The organism is Mitsuokella sp. UBA4253 (assembly GCF_002395285.1).
Classification (GTDB): Bacteria; Bacillota; Negativicutes; order Selenomonadales; family Selenomonadaceae; genus Mitsuokella; species Mitsuokella jalaludinii.
In genome coordinates this window covers 327,368-342,080 of record NZ_DGWR01000004.1, presented here as the reverse complement: position 1 = coordinate 342,080, position 14,713 = coordinate 327,368, and the positions used below count along the sequence as shown (strand labels likewise).

Below are 14,713 nucleotides of genomic sequence, written 5' to 3'. Positions count from 1 at the left end.
ACCAAGGGTTTTCTATATACAAAAAACAAGTTCAGGAAATACTCCTGAACCTGTCTGCGATATTTCTTCATTTCTTCTGCAGAGCCGCTAGCTTGGCTGCCTTCTTTGCCAGGAACCGCTCGCGCATGGCCATCTTGTGCTTCATGCGATCGACAAGATCCTTAGCGTCGGCAATGTCCTGTGCATCGGGATGCGTGGAGGCGAGTTTCCAGCGCTCCATGCTCTTGGGACCGCCGTGCGGGTCATCGGGACCTGCGTTCTTGCGTTTGGCGAGCATCGCGGGGTTGATCTTGCCTCGGCATCCGAACGTGCCGAGGATCGTGCAGCCGGGGCCGAGATTGTATCCAGCACGCGCGAAGCTCGTGATGGCGTGCTCGCTCGTCGGTGACGTGCCATGCGTCTGGAAGAACACGACCTGTGCATCGCGGACCTTTGGCAGATACTTGAGCATCAGCGGGTCCGGCTGCCCGAGGCGGAGCCAGTAGCCGAGTGCCACCACCTCATAGCTCGAGAGGTCCTCCGGCGCATCCTGCACGCGAAAGACATCGGCGTCTCCTGCCTGCTCTGCGATTGCCTCTGCGATCGTTCTCGTATTGCCCGTAACTGACGAATAAATAACGGCCCATTTTCCCATGTTCGTATCCTCCTCTTTCACTCTCTGTATCGTAGCACAACGCCTTGTATTTCACAGTAACCTTTGTTACACAGTAACCTTTGTTACAATGAGAGTCGTTGTAAATCGTCTCACATTAATATTAGAAAGAAGTGTTATCATGACTGAACTTCTCGCCTCGCCGACAGCAGGCTTTGCCATGCTCGGCACGCTCGTGCTGATCCTCGGCGGGCTCTACACGCGCCACATCCGCCTGACAACGCGCACGATCATCGACATCGCGCTGATGCTCGCACTGACCATCGTACTCCATCAGATTCGCATCTTCCACATGCCGCAGGGCGGCAGTGTCACGCTCGGTGCCATGGTCCCGCTGCTCCTGCTCTCGTACCGCTATGGGCCCGGCATCGGCGCGCTCGCCGGCTTCCTCTACGGACTCGTCAACATCATCCAGGACCCGTTCATCGTGCATCCAGTCCAGGTGCTCTTTGACTACCCGCTGCCGTACATGGCGATGGGTCTCGCAGGCCTCTGGAGCGGCCATCTCTACCGCGGTACGGCGCTCGCGTTTCTCGCGCGCTTCCTCTGCCACGTCGTGTCCGGCGTCGTCTTCTTCGCCTCGTACGCGCCGGAGGGCATGAACCCGCTCGCCTACTCGCTCGTCTTCAACGCGACGTATCTCATCCCGGAGTTCGTGATCTGCTGCATCATCCTGCGCCTACTGCCCATCAAGCGCCTGCTCGCGGCCATGGGCGGCAATCCGCGTTCATAAGGGGGTATTTCCATGAAAAAAGATGGCACCTGGCTCCTGAGCACAGGCCACTTCCTCAATGATTTCTACTGCAATTTCCTGCCGATCCTGCTGCCGATTATCATGCCGCAACTCGGCATCTCGCTGACAGTCAGCGGCCTTCTTGTCATGGTCCTGTCCATCACGAGCAACATGATGCAGCCCGTCTTCGGCTACGTCATGGACCGCCACAACCTCAGCCGCATCCTCATACCGGTCATCCCGTTCGGCGCCATCTGCATCTGCTCGATTGGCCTGATCTCGACGAAGGCGATGCTCTTCATCATCATTGCCCTCACGGGGCTTTCCGTCTCGGCCTTCCACCCGCTCGGCTCGACGCTCGTCGCCAAGACGGCGCCGTCGGAACGCCAGGGCCGCTCGATGTCCTATTACATCGCGGGCGGCAACCTCGGCTACGCGCTCGCGCCGATCATCGTCATCGCCTTCCTCGACCGCTTCTCGATGGCAGAGCTTCCGTGGTTCATGGTGCCCGCCTTCCTCTTCGCCTTCGTCTGCCTCAAGAGCGGCCTGACGCGCTTCTCGACAGTCGCGGAGCAAGCCAAGGGCAAGGTCTTCCACCTGCGCGAAGTTTTCCACAATGCTGCCATCCTGCGCCTCAACGTCGCAATGGGCCTGCGCTGCTGCACGCATGTCTCGATGTCGACGCTCCTGCCCCTGCTGCTCGTCAGCCACGGCTACTCGGGCATCCTGTCAGGCACGCTCCTGACGTTCTTCCTCGTCGGCTGCACGGTTGGCGGGCTCGTCGGCGGCTACCTCGGCGACCGCATCGCCCACAAGCGCATCATCATCATCGCACTGACCCTCGCAATCTTCCCGACGGTCTACTTCTACCTACATCCTGGCACGGAGCCGCTGTCGCTCATCGCACTCTTCCTCACAGGGGCCCTGCTGCTCGCGCCGCAGCCGAGTTCTCTCGTCTGGGCACAGCGCGCCATGCCCGGCAGTGAGGGCATGGCTTCGGGCATGATGCTCGGCTTCTCGTTCGGCCTCGGCAGCCTCGGCACGGCCATCACCGCCGCCCTCGGCGACCAGATTGGGCTGACACCGGCGCTGCTCATCTCCTCACTGACACTGCCGCTCGCCGCCATCTGCACGGTCTTTGCGCCATTCCCGCAGAAAAAATGATCCTGTATATGAAAACGCCATGGACTGCCGCACACAGCAGCCCATGGCGTTTTTCATCGCTTGCAGAGTGTGATGACGGCCTCTTCCAGCAGCTCATTACCGGCCTTTCCTGTCTTGAGCAGATAGTCGGCATCGATGAGCCGCAGCATCGCGCCCTTCAAGGTATCCTCCTTGAAGGCAGCAGCCGCCCGCCCGAGTTTCTCGGCGATGAAGGGATTGAGCTCCAGCGGCTTGGCGAGCGCCTTGCCGCGCACGCCCCTCTTCATGAGCACCTTCGCCTGCCAGAGCTGGCGCACGTGGCGCGTCAGCAGGGCCAGCAGCACGGTGAAGTACGTGCCGTCTGCCAATTGACGGTGCAGCAGCATCAGGGCCTTCTTGCTGTCGCGCGCGCTGATGGCATCCATGAGCGCAAAGACCGAGACTTCCGGCAGGCCCGAGAAGACTTCGACGAGCTCCGCCTTCGTGATGCGCCGCCCCTCGCTGAAGAGCGCGAGCTTGTCGAACTCCTTATCGAGGTACGAGAGCGAGATCTGCTGCATCATGCTGACAGCTCCAGCAAAGTAGGCGTAAGCATCGCGGTCCATCTCCTTGTGGATGGCGCGCAGCTTGTCCTGCAGCCAGTCCTGGATGTTCCAGGCGCGCAAGGGCTCCGCCTCGAGCACGAGCCCTGCCTTCAAGAGTGCCTTGTAGAGCTTGCGCCGCTTGTCCGCCTTGTAGGGGGCGACAAAAATCAGGTAACTGTAGGGCGGCATGTTGCCGAGCTGATGGCAGAGCGCCTCGAGCTCCTTGCCGTCTGCCGGTGATCTGCTCTCGCGGAAGAGGTTCGTGCCCGCGAGCAGGATGACATTCTTGTCGGCAAAGAACGGCGCCGCTTCGATGCTCGCGAGCAGGTCCGCGAGCGCCATGTCACCATTGACCTTCTGCAGCGCATCCTCCATGCCGACGCCGTCGGGGAAGAGCCTCCCGAGCAGGGCCCCCTTCGCCTTATCGATGTAGTACGGCTCCTCGCCGCTCAGCAGGAATACATGCGGCAGCTCCCCCTTGCGGATGGCCGCCATGAACTCGCCGAATTTCACCAGCAACGCCCCTTTCCAAAGTCTTTCTTCCTGATAGCATTATAGCATAAAAGAACGCCGCTCCACCAAAAGATGAAGCGGCGTTTTTATATCCGTCTTATCGGAAAGGCTCGCAGTCAGACAAGGCCCTGTGCGAGCATGACATCAGCGACGCGCACGAAGGCCGTGATGTTCGCACCGGCGACGAGGTCGTCGGGATCTGCGTACTTCTCGGCATTCCTGCGGGCATTCTCGTAGATGTTCTTCATGATGGCCTTGAGGCGGCCGTCGACTTCCTCGAAGGTCCACTGCAGGCGCTCCGAGTTCTGCGCCATCTCGAGAGCCGACACGGCCACGCCGCCGGCATTTGCTGCCTTGGCCGGTGCAAACAGCACCTTGTTCTTCTGGAAATACGCGATGGCTTCGAGCGAGGACGGCATGTTCGCGCCCTCGCCGACAGCTGTAACACCGTTGGCGACGAGCGCCTTGGCGCTCGCGAGGTCGATCTCACCTTGCGTCGCGCACGGCAGCGCGATGTCGCACTTGACCATCCAGACACCGCGGCAGCCCTCGTGGTACTCAGCCTGCGGATGCGTCTCGACGTACTCCTTGATGCGGCCGCGGCGCATCTGCTTGATCTCCTTGACAGCGGCGAGGTCGATGCCTTCCGGGTCGTAGATGTAGCCGTTCGAGTCGGAGCAAGTGACGACCTTCGCGCCGTACTCCTGCGCCTTCTCGATGGCATACGTCGCGACATTGCCCGAGCCCGAGACGACAATCGTCTTGCCTGCAAGGTCAATGCCCTTGGCATCGAGCATATTCTTGACGAAGTACAGCAGGCCGTAGCCCGTCGCTTCCGTGCGCGCAAGAGAACCCCAATAATCGACGCGCTTGCCCGTCAGCACGCCGGCGTCGTAGCTGTCGCGGATGCGCTTGTACTGGCCGAAGAGATAGCCGATCTCGCGGCCGCCGACGCCGATGTCCCCGGCCGGCACGTCGACATTCGGGCCAATGTGGCGGCAGAGCTCCGTCATGAAACTCTGGCAGAAGTGCATGACCTCATTGTCGCTGCGCCCGTGCGGGTCAAAGTCCGAGCCACCCTTGGCGCCGCCGATTGGCAGTCCCGTCAGGGCATTCTTGTAGACCTGCTCGAAGGCCAGGAACTTCAGGACATCGAGCGTGACGCTCGGATGGAAGCGCAGGCCGCCCTTGTAGGGGCCCATCGCGCTCGACATCTGGACGCGGTAGCCGCGGTTGACCTGGACCTCGCCCTTGTCGTCCTGCCAGACCACGCGGAAGGAGACGGTGCGCTCTGGCTCGACCATGCGCTCCAGGATCTTGTTCTCCCTGTACTCCGGATGCACTTCCAGGACTGGGACAATACTCGAGAATACCTCGGATACCGTGTCGTGGAATATCTTCTGCTCTGGATCCTTCTGCTCGATGCTCGCGAGCACATCCTCAACATACTGTTTCATATCAGCCAAAACTAACCCTTCCTTTCCAAATCGAAAATCCCCATTCAGGCTTACAACGTTACAGTCATAGCCATCTAAAAAAATTATACTATACGAGCGCGGCAATGTATATAGTATTTCAAAAAGAAGTATAATTCCAACATCTCACTCATTCTGCACGAACTCGCGCGGCAGGTCGAGCAGGAAACGGCTCATGTGCGTGTAGTGGCCGTATTGCGTCTGGCACCAGGACAGGAAGAGCTGGCGCTTCGGACGCGTGATGGCGACGTAGAAGAGGCGCGCTTCCTCATCGAGGCTGTCGTTCTTCTCTGCCTGGAGTCCCGGGAACGTCCCCTCCTGCAGGCCCGCGACGAAGACGTAGTCGAACTCCGCGCCCTTTGCCTGATGCACGGTGACGATGGGGATCTGCTGCCGCTTCGTCATGGCGTCGAGGTTCGTGTTGGAGAGTGTCACGTAGTTGAGGAAGCGCATCAAGGCGTCGAATGGGCGCGCCTCGCTGTCGTCCATCGCGCGCGCCTGCCGGAAGAGGTCGCGAAGGTTCTCGATACGCTGCGCCTCCCCGCGCCTGCGGTAGTAATCATCGATGCCGATGTCCACGACGATCTTGGCGAGCAGCTGCCAGGGGCGCATCCTCACGGCCTCGCGCCGGATGGAGCTGATGTGTCCCGCGAGCTCGTTGAATACATCCTGCCACTTCTCCATGAATTCCTTGCGCTCTCTGGCATGCGGGCGTATATCCTTCTCGATGGCGTAGACGAGGATCTCGGCCGTCGCGCAGACATCGTCCATTGCATCGTGTGTAGAGCGGTGCGAGACATGACAGAATTCGCCGAGGTACTCGAGCTTGTGGTTCGGCAGGTTCGGGTAGAAGCGGCGAAAGATGTCGAGCGTGTCGTAGTAACGCCGGTACGCGAGTGGCGGCAGGCCGAGCCGCGCGAGCTCGCTGCCGAGGATGCTGAGGTCATACGTGACGTTGTGGCCGACGATGACGCTGCCCGCGGCAAAGGCGCAGAACTCGCGCAGGACTTCCTCCGGCTCCTGGCCTTCCTGCTGCAGTAATGCGTCGCTGATCTTGTGCACCTTGTAGCTGTCTCCAACAGAGCGGCGTGCCTTCAAGAGGCGCTTGAACTCAGCCTTTGCCTTCCCGTCCCGGCCGAGACGCAGGCCGGCAATCTGGATGATCTCATCGCGCGTCGGGTCGACACCCGTCGCCTCGACGTCGAAGACGACGATATCCTCCGCCTCGAACGCCTCTACAAGCACTGCGAACGGGTCGCCCGTGCGCCGCGCATCCTCGTCGAGGTAATCCGTGATGCGGATGCCAGCCCGGCGATACGACTCGTGCGAGATCTTGCGTATTGTGCCCGGGCCGATGCCCCTGCCGAAGCGGTTGAGAATGCGCACGAAGCTCGCCGCATCGTGCGGGTTGACGACGAGCCGCAGGAAGGCCAGCGCGTCCTTGACCTCCTGCCGCCGGAAGAACTTGAGCTCATCGAGTAGCATGAAGGGCAGGCGCTCGCCCTCCGCCAGATGGCAGCCAAGGTTGCGGAAGTAGAGCGACAGGTCTTTATTGTAGCGGTTGCTGCGCGTCAGGATGCAGACGCGCCCGTAATCCTCCACCGGCAGCTGTTGGATCTTGTAGTAGATCCACTGTGCTTCCTCCGCGAAGCTCATCGCGCCCTTCAGCACGATGGGCAGGCCGTGCTCAGCGCTGACCGCATGGATGCCCTCGGGGTAGAGCGCCGAGACGCGCTCGGGGAAGCGGTTCTTCAGCCACGCGAAGGACGCGCTCAAGAGGACCTGCGTCGAGCGGTAGTTCTCCGTCAGCACGATGCGGCGCGGATGCCAGTCGCGCTGATAGGCGCGCAGGACGACCTCGGGATGCGAGCCGCGCCACTCGTAGATGGTCTGGAAGTAATCGCCGCAGAGCAGCAGGCGGCTGCTGCCGAAGATGCGCGAGAGGATGCGGTACTCGAGCTCGCTCGTGTCCTGCACCTCGTCGATGTTGATGTAGAGGAAGCGGCGCGCCCACTTGATGGCGATATCCGCCTGAGCAAAGAGCGCTTCGGCCTGCACGATGAGATCCGTGAAGTCGAGGCCGTGCACATCGTGGAGGCGCGCATCGTAACGCGCCGCGATTGTCGGGCCCCAGGCCTGCCACGCTTCGAAGAGCTGGCGGTAGAACTGGTAGTGCTCTGTGACGGCGAGCTTCCGGACAGCAGCGGGGTCTTCTGCCAATAATCTCTGCAGGGCAGCCTTGTAGTCGGCCTCAGCATCATCCGTCTGGAGGCCGTACGCCGTCCGCGCTTCCTTCAAGAGAGCAATCAAGGATTGGACGGAGCGCACGGGCCAATCCTCGGACAGGAGATCTCGGATGATGGCGAGGCAGTCCGCCTCATCGAAGATCGTGAAGTCCGCGAAGAGATCCGAGTGGCGCTTGGCCTCCGTCTTGATGACGTCGTAGCAGAAGCCATGGAACGTCCGGACGAGCACGCGCCGCCCGGCCTCGCCGGCGCGCAGGACGATGCGCTCCTTCATCTCACGGCACGCCTTGTTTGTGAAAGTCAGGCAGAGAATCTCCTCCGGCTCGGCCCGCTCTGCCGCCAGTATGTTGGCGATGCGGCAGGCCAGCGTATTCGTCTTGCCCGTACCAGCGGGCGCGAGCAAGAGGATGTTGTCCGACAGGTTCTCCACCGCCTCGCGCTGCGCCGGATTCAGTTCTGCAAATTCCATACGATCACCTCAAGATCTGCCAATACGTCACGACTGCTTGACATGCGTCCTCACCCACATCTTCTCTCCGTCCGTCTCAAAGACGATGGCCCCTGCCTGGTCCGTGCGCAGGATCTCGATGCCCTGCTGCTCATAGCGGCGCAGGACCTCTTCCTTCGGGTGGCCAAAGGAATTCTCGAAGCCCACACAGAAGACACCGTAGCGCGGCTTGACAGCCTGAAGGAATGCCAGCGAGCTCGATGTCGCGGAACCGTGGTGGACGGCCTTGAGGACCGCTGCCCGCACGTCTTTGCCCGTCTCCAATAGCTTTGCCTCCTGTTCCTTGACGAGGTCGCCCGTGAAGAGGAACTGCGCCCTGCCGTAGGAAACGCGGTAGACGTTCGAGACTTCATTGCCCGTGCCGCCGCCCTCCGGCGCAGGCGGGGCAAACAGCACCTCCACCTTGACGCCGTCTACGGTCAAAGCATCGCCCTCCTGTGCCCGGCTGAACTTCTGCAGCAAAGGGTCGGCATCGCCTATCCCCATGCTGTGCGCATAGGCGGCCGTGCCCTCGCCCGCCGTGTATACATGGCCGACCGGCATCTTCTGCAGGATGGCACCGCAGCCCTGTGCGTGGTCCTCGTGCGCGTGCGTCAGGAAGACAGCCTCGACCTCCCGGATGCCGTGATGCAGGAGATACGGCACATCGACGCGCGCGCCGATATCGAAGCTGCCATCGCGCGTGCCGCCCGTATCAATGAGCAGAGCCCGCCCCCTCGGCGTCACGACGAGCGCCGCATCGCCCTGTCCCACATCGAGGAAGTGGACCGCGAGGCGCTCCGGCGTGACTGCACGGTAGACTGCGACAGCAGCCGCCAACGCGAGAAACAGCGCGAACGCCGGCCGTCGCCAGGGCACAAGGCGGGTCCGCAGCCATTCCCGCTGCTCTTCTGTCAGCAGCAGAGTGCCCAACGCGAAGTAGTAGAGCACGACGGCAGGCCAGCCCATCGCCGAGAGGTAGAAGATGCCGCCTGGGAGACTCGCGAGTACGTGTGCGAGCTCCGCCGCCAATCCCAGCAGCAAACTCGTCGAAGCGAAGACGACATGGCCGAGAAGCGGCAGCAGGAAGGCCACGAGCCCCGCAAAGAGCCCGAGGATGATGATAAGCTCCAGGATGGGCACGACGAGCAGATTGGCGAGCAGTGCCGAAAGCGACACCTGCCCGAAGTACCAGGCGAGCACAGGAAGCGTCGCGAGCTGCGCTGAAAGCGTGATGGCGATGCCCATCGCTAGGACATCTGGCATACCCCTCGCACGTAGCCATGCCCGGAAAACAGGCGCGAGGAACAAGAGCCCGGCCGTCGCCAGATATGACAGCTCGAAGCTGATGTGGAAGAGCAGCAGCGGGTTCCAGAGCAGCATGAAAATGCCCGTCAGCAGCAGGACACAGCGCGATTCGCGCTCGCGCCCGAGCGCCAGGGCCAGGAAGGCCAGTCCGCCCATGATGCCCGAGCGGATGACAGGCGGCACGCAGCCCGCCAGGATGCTGTAGAGGGCAATGCAGGAGAGCACGAGCGCAGCAGAGACGGCGCGCGGCAGGCGCAGCGCCGCGGCCAGCCAGGCCATGACAGCCGCAATGAGGCTGATGTGCGAGCCCGACACCGAGAGGATGTGCACGATTCCCGTCGCCTGGAAGTCCGCGACGAGGTCCTCAGAGAGCCCTTGATAGCCGCCGAACAGCATGGCAAAGACGGCCGCGGCATCTTCCTTCGGCATAGCGCGCTCCATGCCCGTCCTGTAATGTTCGCGGATCCCGGCAATGAAGCGCCGGAATGCATGGCCTTCGCGTGCCTCGGTCTTCGCGCCGCCCTTGCCCGCCACGACGCTCGCCGTGATGCCGTCGGAGCGCAGCAGGAGAGCTGTGTCAAGCTGGCCGGGATTCTGGTAGCCGCGCGGCAGGCGCACCCTGCCCGAGGCCGTCACAGCATCGCCGATGCGAGCGACCTTATCCGGCATGACGGGCGCCCTCGCGTAGAGATAGCACTTCCCTGCGGCCTTCTGCCAGTCGCCGCCCGGGCGCCTGACCTGCTCCACCGCCACGAGATAGCGGACCTTGTAGATGCGGCTGCCATCCGGCAGCACCGCCTGCGTCCAGCGCGGCTCATCGTCGATCGTGCCGCTGACCTTGACCTCTGCGCCCGCCCCCGCGAAATACGAGATGTCCGCCGGCGGCAGAAAGAGCGCCGCCTGCAGCCGGACGATGCCGAGTGCGAAGAAGAGCAGCAGCACCATGATGGCGCAGAGACGGTTCCCGCGCCATAGCAGGAGCAAAGATGCAAGCAGCAAGGCAGCCAGAGCAGCCCCTCCCCAGCGGATGGAGAACGACTGTGCAAGCGACAGCTCAATGCCAAGTGCCAGCACGAGCAGCACAGCGGCGAGGAAGAGTACGGGATACTGTCCTGTCTTCATGATACCCTCCCGATATTAAAGGCAGATCTTGTCCTTCATCTTCTCGAATTTCGCCTCACCGATGCCCTTGACTTTCTTGATGTCCTCGATTGCGGTGAAAGCTCCCTCCGTCTCGCGGTACTCGATGATGCGCTTGGCCATGGCGGGGCCGATGCCAGGCAGCGCATCGAGCTCCTCCGCGCTGGCCGTGTTGATATTGATGGGGCCGTCCGCCTTCGTCTTGACTGCAGATGATGCCTTGCCGGTATTTGCCGGCAAAGCAGAGCTCCCCGCCTGCTTCTCCGGCACGCGGACCTGCTGTCCGTCCTTGAGCACCTGCGCCATGTTGACCTTCTCGCCGTCAGCTGTCGGCAGCAGTCCGCCGCAGGCCTTGACCGCATCCGCCATGCGCGCGCCCTCCCTGACGGTCACGACGCCGGGCTTGTTGATGGCCCCCGTCACATACACCGTGATCTCCGCGCGGTCTTCCTGACTGACGGCCTGCGAGGCTGCATCGAGCTGGATGCTCTCCTTCTCCTGCATGTAGCAGCCATAGTAGGTGCCCCCGGCCACTGCCAGGACGATCAGCAGCAGGATCAGCATCGATTTCCGGTACATCGGCAAGATAATCGCCTCCTTTGACTCTGGCAATTGGATTGCAGACGAGTGTATCCCTGTTAAGAACATTCGCCCTCAACGAAAAAAACTCCTGCCTCAGCAGGAGTTTTCGGAATCAAAATGATGGCAAAGGATGGCGGCCGCGCCATGACTCAGGCAATGGCAGCGCGCACGCGGAAGTAATCTTCGAGGTAGCTCGTCCAGCCGATGTCGTAGATCGTCTCTTCCCCGATCTCGTTCTGATAGAGTGCGAGGACGATCATCATGAGTGAATCGGCCACATAGCAGTCATCGGCCATGCCCATCTCCTCGTAGTTCTCGTAAATCGGAACGACGATGCGCGTCAGGCGCTCTTTCGACATGCTCGCAATGATATCGTACATCGCCTCACAGTATTCCATTGTGTCTTTTCGATACGCCATCGGATTCCGTTTTACAGAATCTTCAATATTGCGAATCTGACTCAGTGCAATCAACTTTATTCTCATTACAAGCATATCTTTCATATACATACGTCATTCCTCCATCCGTGGATTTATTATAGCGCAGGTTTACATGTATTGCAAATTGTATGCATGTATACTTTAGATATGTTTCTTTAATAGCGTGATTATTTTATATCTGTATACATGATACAGGATATTGCTGTGTACATTTTTGGGGAAATCAGAGTGGATAGAGGCAGAAAAAAATAAATTTGTCCATGCAGAATTGACATTTCTGAGAAAAGCACTTAGAATGGATGAGTCATGCCCATGGCAAACACATATACGCATCCCATCAATACGAAAGGAGTCTTTCCTATGTTCAAGCACGGCCTGCAGATTGGACTCTTGCTCTTCGGCATGTTCTTCGGCGCTGGCAATCTGATTTTCCCGCCATCGCTCGGCTTCATGTCAGGCGGCATGTTCGCACCTGCAATCCTCGGCTTCCTGCTCTCTGGCATCGGCATGCCGGTCATCGCGCTGATCATCGGCACGTTCAACCCCGGCGGCTTCCGCGCCGAGATGAACCGCAAGATCTCACCGCTGTTCTCATTGCTGCTGCTCTCCCTCATCTATCTCTCGATTGGCCCGCTCATGGCCATCCCGCGCACGGCGGCCACATCGTTCTCCATCGGCGTCCTGCCGATCACGGGTGACGGCGCCCTGCCGCTCGCCATCTTCACCATCCTCTACTTCGCCTTCGCCTGGTGGCTGGCCATCACGCCGACGAAGCTGCTCGCACGCCTCGGCAAGGTCCTGACGCCGATGTTCGCCGTGCTCATCGTCGTCCTGATGATCACAGGCCTCTTTGCCTACACCTCGACGAGCCTCCCCGCACCTCTCGGCAAGTACAGCGCCTCGGCCTTCGGCACAGGTTTCATCGAGGGATACAACACGATGGACACGCTCGCTTCGTTCGCCTTCTGCATCCTCGCGCTCAACGAGATGCGCCGCATCCACTTCCGCTCCGAACGCGAGCACTACACGAGTGTATGGATGGCCGGCCTCGCCGTCGCCGTCCTCATGGGTTCGCTCTACCTCGGGCTGGCGCTGCTCGGCAATCACTTCCCAATCCCGCCAGAAGTCTACGGCGACTCGCACATCAACCTCGGCGCCTACGTGCTCTCCCAGTCCTCGCTCCAGCTCTTCGGACCGGCTGGCATGTACTTCCTCGCCGTCATGGTCACGCTGACCTGTTTCACGACGACAGTCGGCCTCATTGCCGCCGTCTCGACGTTCTTCTATGAGGAGTTCCCCATCATGTCGTACCAGCGATACGCGACGCTCGTCAGCCTCGTCAGCCTGCTGCTCGCCAATCTCGGGCTCAACCAGATCATCAAAGTCTCACTGCCCATCCTGCTCTTCATCTACCCGATCGCTATCACGATCGTCCTGATGACGATCCTCAACAAATTCGCCGCGCTCTCCCGCTTCGGCATGCGCCTGACGGTCGCTGTGGCCGCCCTGATCTCAGCCCTTGACATCCTGCACCAATTCGCAGGGATTGACTGGGCCGGTGCTGTCATAAAGAGCCTGCCGCTCCACGAGAGCAGCCTCGCCTGGCTCCTGCCCGTCCTTGCTGCCCTCATCCTCTCCCTCTTCCTGCCCGGCAAGATCCGCGGCGAGACAGAGCTGGAGCTCCACTGAGATAACGTAGAGACAAGAATCATCACGAAATAAAAAAGCCTGTTGCAGATGCAACAGGCTTTCCTTGTCTTCCTATATATAGGGCGCAAGCTCAGATCTCATAGAAGTTGACGAGCTTGGCATCGAAGATGCCGTCGAGCGCCTTGACCGTCTCTAAGAGAGCGGCCGGGATGTCATTGTCGACCGTCAGGACCATGAGGTTCTTGCCCTCTTCTTCCGTCGTGCCGACCTGCATGGCCGAGATGTTGACGCCATTGCCGCCGAGCAGCGTGCCAACCGTGCCGATGACGCCTGGGCGATTGATGTGCGGGCAGATCAGGATGCGCGCATGCGGATCGACATCGACGCGGAAGTCATTGATGCGGACGATGCGGCCCTGCGTGCCGAACAGCGTGCCCTGTACGGAGAGCTTCTGGCCGCCGGCGACGACGTCGACCGTGATGAGGTTGGCGAAGTCCTCAGATGCGCGGTCCTTGCGTTCCGACACCTTGATGCCGCGCTCTTTGGCGAGGCCCGGTGCATTGACGTAGTTGACCTCGTTCTCCATGACAGGATTGAGGAGCCCCTTGATGACGGCCGTCGTCAGGAGACCCGTGTTGACCTCCGTGATCTCGCCGTTGTAGGTGACTTCAACCGACTCGATTGGACCGTCGGCGAGGCCGACGACCGTGCCGCCGAGGCGCTCGGCCAGCGTGAGGTACGGCGCGATGACGCGCATGACCTGCGGGGAGACAGGCGCCATGTTGACGGCCGTCGCGACGGGTTCACCGTGCAGCGCCGCGATGATGCCCTTGGCGACATCGACCGATACACCGATCTGCGCCTCGACCGTCGAAGCACCGAGATGCGGCGTCAGCACGATGTTCGGTGCCTCGAGCAAAGGATTGCCCTTCTCGGCAGGCGGCTCGCTCGTGTAGACATCGATGGCAGCTGCTGCGACAATGCCCTGCTTGAGCGCCTCGGCGAGGTCTGCCTCGTCGATGATGCCGCCGCGCGCGCAGTTGACGAGGCGGACACCCGGCTTCATCTTCTTCATCTGCTCCATCGCGATCATGCCCTTCGTATCCTTTGTCAGCGGCATGTGGACCGTGATGAAATCGGAGTTCTCGATGACCTCATCAAACGTCGCAATCTTGACTCCGAGCGCCTTCGCGCGCTCTTCATTAATATACGGATCGTAGGCGAGCACATTCATGTCGAAAGCCATCGCGCGCTTGGCCACGCCCGAGCCGATGCGGCCCATGCCGATGACACCGAGCGTCTTGCCGCGCAGCTCGACGCCGACGTACTTCTTGCGGTTCCACTCGCCCTTGTGCATCGTCTCATTCGCGATTGGGATGTTGCGCGACATCGCGAGCATCATGGCCATCGTGTGCTCCGTTGCCGCGATCGTGTTGCCGCCCGGGGAGTTGATGACGATGATGCCCTTGGCCGTCGCAGCCGGGATATCGATGTTGTCGACGCCGACACCGGCGCGGCCGATGATCTTGAGCTTCTCGGCGCGCGCGATGACCTCTGCCGTGACCTTCGAGGCCGAGCGCACGATCAGCGCATCGAAGTCCGGGATGATCTCGAGCAGTTCCTCTGCCGGAAGCTTATCCTTGACGACAACCTCGAAGTCCTTCTGCAAGAGCTCAATGCCTTTCGGCGAAATACCATCTGCTGCTAATACCTTCATGATTCTTCTCTCCTTGTCCATCAACAAAAAAAGCGCCCGTCCC

General features: G+C 60.8%; 11 protein-coding genes. 3 read left to right on the top strand and 8 right to left on the bottom strand.

Annotated elements, in window-relative coordinates; all coding sequences use genetic code 11:
• Positions 1 to 67: 67 nt before the first annotated feature.
• Positions 68 to 634 carry a flavodoxin family protein gene (locus B2X55_RS03260; protein ID WP_286820853.1) on the bottom strand — a complete coding sequence of 189 codons (567 nt, stop codon included), beginning with the start codon at positions 632 to 634 and terminating at the stop codon, positions 68 to 70.
• A 139-nt stretch (positions 635 to 773) separates the two neighbouring features.
• Between B2X55_RS03260 and thiT the strand changes: the two genes are divergently transcribed.
• Positions 774 to 1,385: an energy-coupled thiamine transporter ThiT gene (gene thiT / locus B2X55_RS03255; protein WP_286820852.1), complete on the top strand. Its 612-nt coding sequence runs from the start codon at positions 774 to 776 to the stop codon at positions 1,383 to 1,385.
• A gap of 12 nt (positions 1,386 to 1,397) precedes the next feature.
• Entirely contained in the window at positions 1,398 to 2,549 is a 1,152-nt protein-coding gene (locus B2X55_RS03250) for an MFS transporter (RefSeq protein ID WP_286820851.1), read from the top strand.
• 53 nt (positions 2,550 to 2,602) lie between these two features.
• Here B2X55_RS03250 and holA read toward each other — a convergent pair whose 3' ends face one another.
• The 6 genes from holA to B2X55_RS03220 all read right to left on the bottom strand — a co-directional run bounded on the left by holA (position 2,603) and on the right by B2X55_RS03220 (position 11,243).
• Positions 2,603 to 3,625, bottom strand: a complete 1,023-nt coding sequence (gene holA, locus B2X55_RS03245; RefSeq protein ID WP_286820862.1) for a DNA polymerase III subunit delta — start codon at positions 3,623 to 3,625, stop codon at positions 2,603 to 2,605.
• A gap of 116 nt (positions 3,626 to 3,741) precedes the next feature.
• Positions 3,742 to 5,091 carry an NADP-specific glutamate dehydrogenase gene (gdhA, locus tag B2X55_RS03240; protein ID WP_286820850.1) on the bottom strand — a complete coding sequence of 450 codons (1,350 nt, stop codon included), beginning with the start codon at positions 5,089 to 5,091 and terminating at the stop codon, positions 3,742 to 3,744.
• Between the two features lie 135 nt (positions 5,092 to 5,226).
• Positions 5,227 to 7,815 (bottom strand): 3'-5' exonuclease, encoded by a 2,589-nt coding sequence (locus tag B2X55_RS03235; protein WP_286820849.1) that lies wholly within the window; start codon positions 7,813 to 7,815, stop codon positions 5,227 to 5,229.
• Positions 7,816 to 7,842: 27 nt separating this feature from the next.
• The gene (locus tag B2X55_RS03230; protein ID WP_286820848.1) at positions 7,843 to 10,263 is read right to left on the bottom strand and encodes a DNA internalization-related competence protein ComEC/Rec2; all 2,421 of its coding nucleotides are present in this window, start codon (positions 10,261 to 10,263) and stop codon (positions 7,843 to 7,845) included.
• Between the two features lie 15 nt (positions 10,264 to 10,278).
• Positions 10,279 to 10,866, bottom strand: a complete 588-nt coding sequence (locus B2X55_RS03225) for a helix-hairpin-helix domain-containing protein (RefSeq protein WP_036373711.1) — start codon at positions 10,864 to 10,866, stop codon at positions 10,279 to 10,281.
• Between the two features lie 146 nt (positions 10,867 to 11,012).
• Positions 11,013 to 11,243 (bottom strand): hypothetical protein, encoded by a 231-nt coding sequence (locus B2X55_RS03220; protein ID WP_036373713.1) that lies wholly within the window; start codon positions 11,241 to 11,243, stop codon positions 11,013 to 11,015.
• 420 nt (positions 11,244 to 11,663) lie between these two features.
• Here B2X55_RS03220 and brnQ point away from each other — a divergent pair, with 420 nt between their 5' ends.
• Positions 11,664 to 12,992, top strand: a complete 1,329-nt coding sequence (gene brnQ, locus B2X55_RS03215) for a branched-chain amino acid transport system II carrier protein (protein WP_286820847.1) — start codon at positions 11,664 to 11,666, stop codon at positions 12,990 to 12,992.
• A 91-nt stretch (positions 12,993 to 13,083) separates the two neighbouring features.
• On the opposite strand, the gene serA is transcribed toward brnQ, so the two are convergent.
• Positions 13,084 to 14,670 (bottom strand): phosphoglycerate dehydrogenase, encoded by a 1,587-nt coding sequence (gene serA / locus B2X55_RS03210; RefSeq protein ID WP_036373718.1) that lies wholly within the window; start codon positions 14,668 to 14,670, stop codon positions 13,084 to 13,086.
• Positions 14,671 to 14,713: the final 43 nt, after the last annotated feature.

Bases quoted from the DNA above. Each gene is read 5' to 3' on its own strand.
- B2X55_RS03260 (WP_286820853.1), bottom strand. From the start codon at position 634: ATGGGAAAATGGGCCGTTATTTATTCGTCAGTTACGGGCAATACGAGA.
- thiT (WP_286820852.1), top strand. From the start codon at position 774: ATGACTGAACTTCTCGCCTCGCCGACAGCAGGCTTTGCCATGCTCGGC.
- B2X55_RS03250 (WP_286820851.1), top strand. From the start codon at position 1,398: ATGAAAAAAGATGGCACCTGGCTCCTGAGCACAGGCCACTTCCTCAAT.
- B2X55_RS03235 (WP_286820849.1), bottom strand. From the start codon at position 7,815: ATGGAATTTGCAGAACTGAATCCGGCGCAGCGCGAGGCGGTGGAGAAC.
- B2X55_RS03230 (WP_286820848.1), bottom strand. From the start codon at position 10,263: ATGAAGACAGGACAGTATCCCGTACTCTTCCTCGCCGCTGTGCTGCTC.
- B2X55_RS03220 (WP_036373713.1), bottom strand. From the start codon at position 11,243: ATGTACGATATCATTGCGAGCATGTCGAAAGAGCGCCTGACGCGCATC.
- brnQ (WP_286820847.1), top strand. From the start codon at position 11,664: ATGTTCAAGCACGGCCTGCAGATTGGACTCTTGCTCTTCGGCATGTTC.
- serA (WP_036373718.1), bottom strand. From the start codon at position 14,670: ATGAAGGTATTAGCAGCAGATGGTATTTCGCCGAAAGGCATTGAGCTC.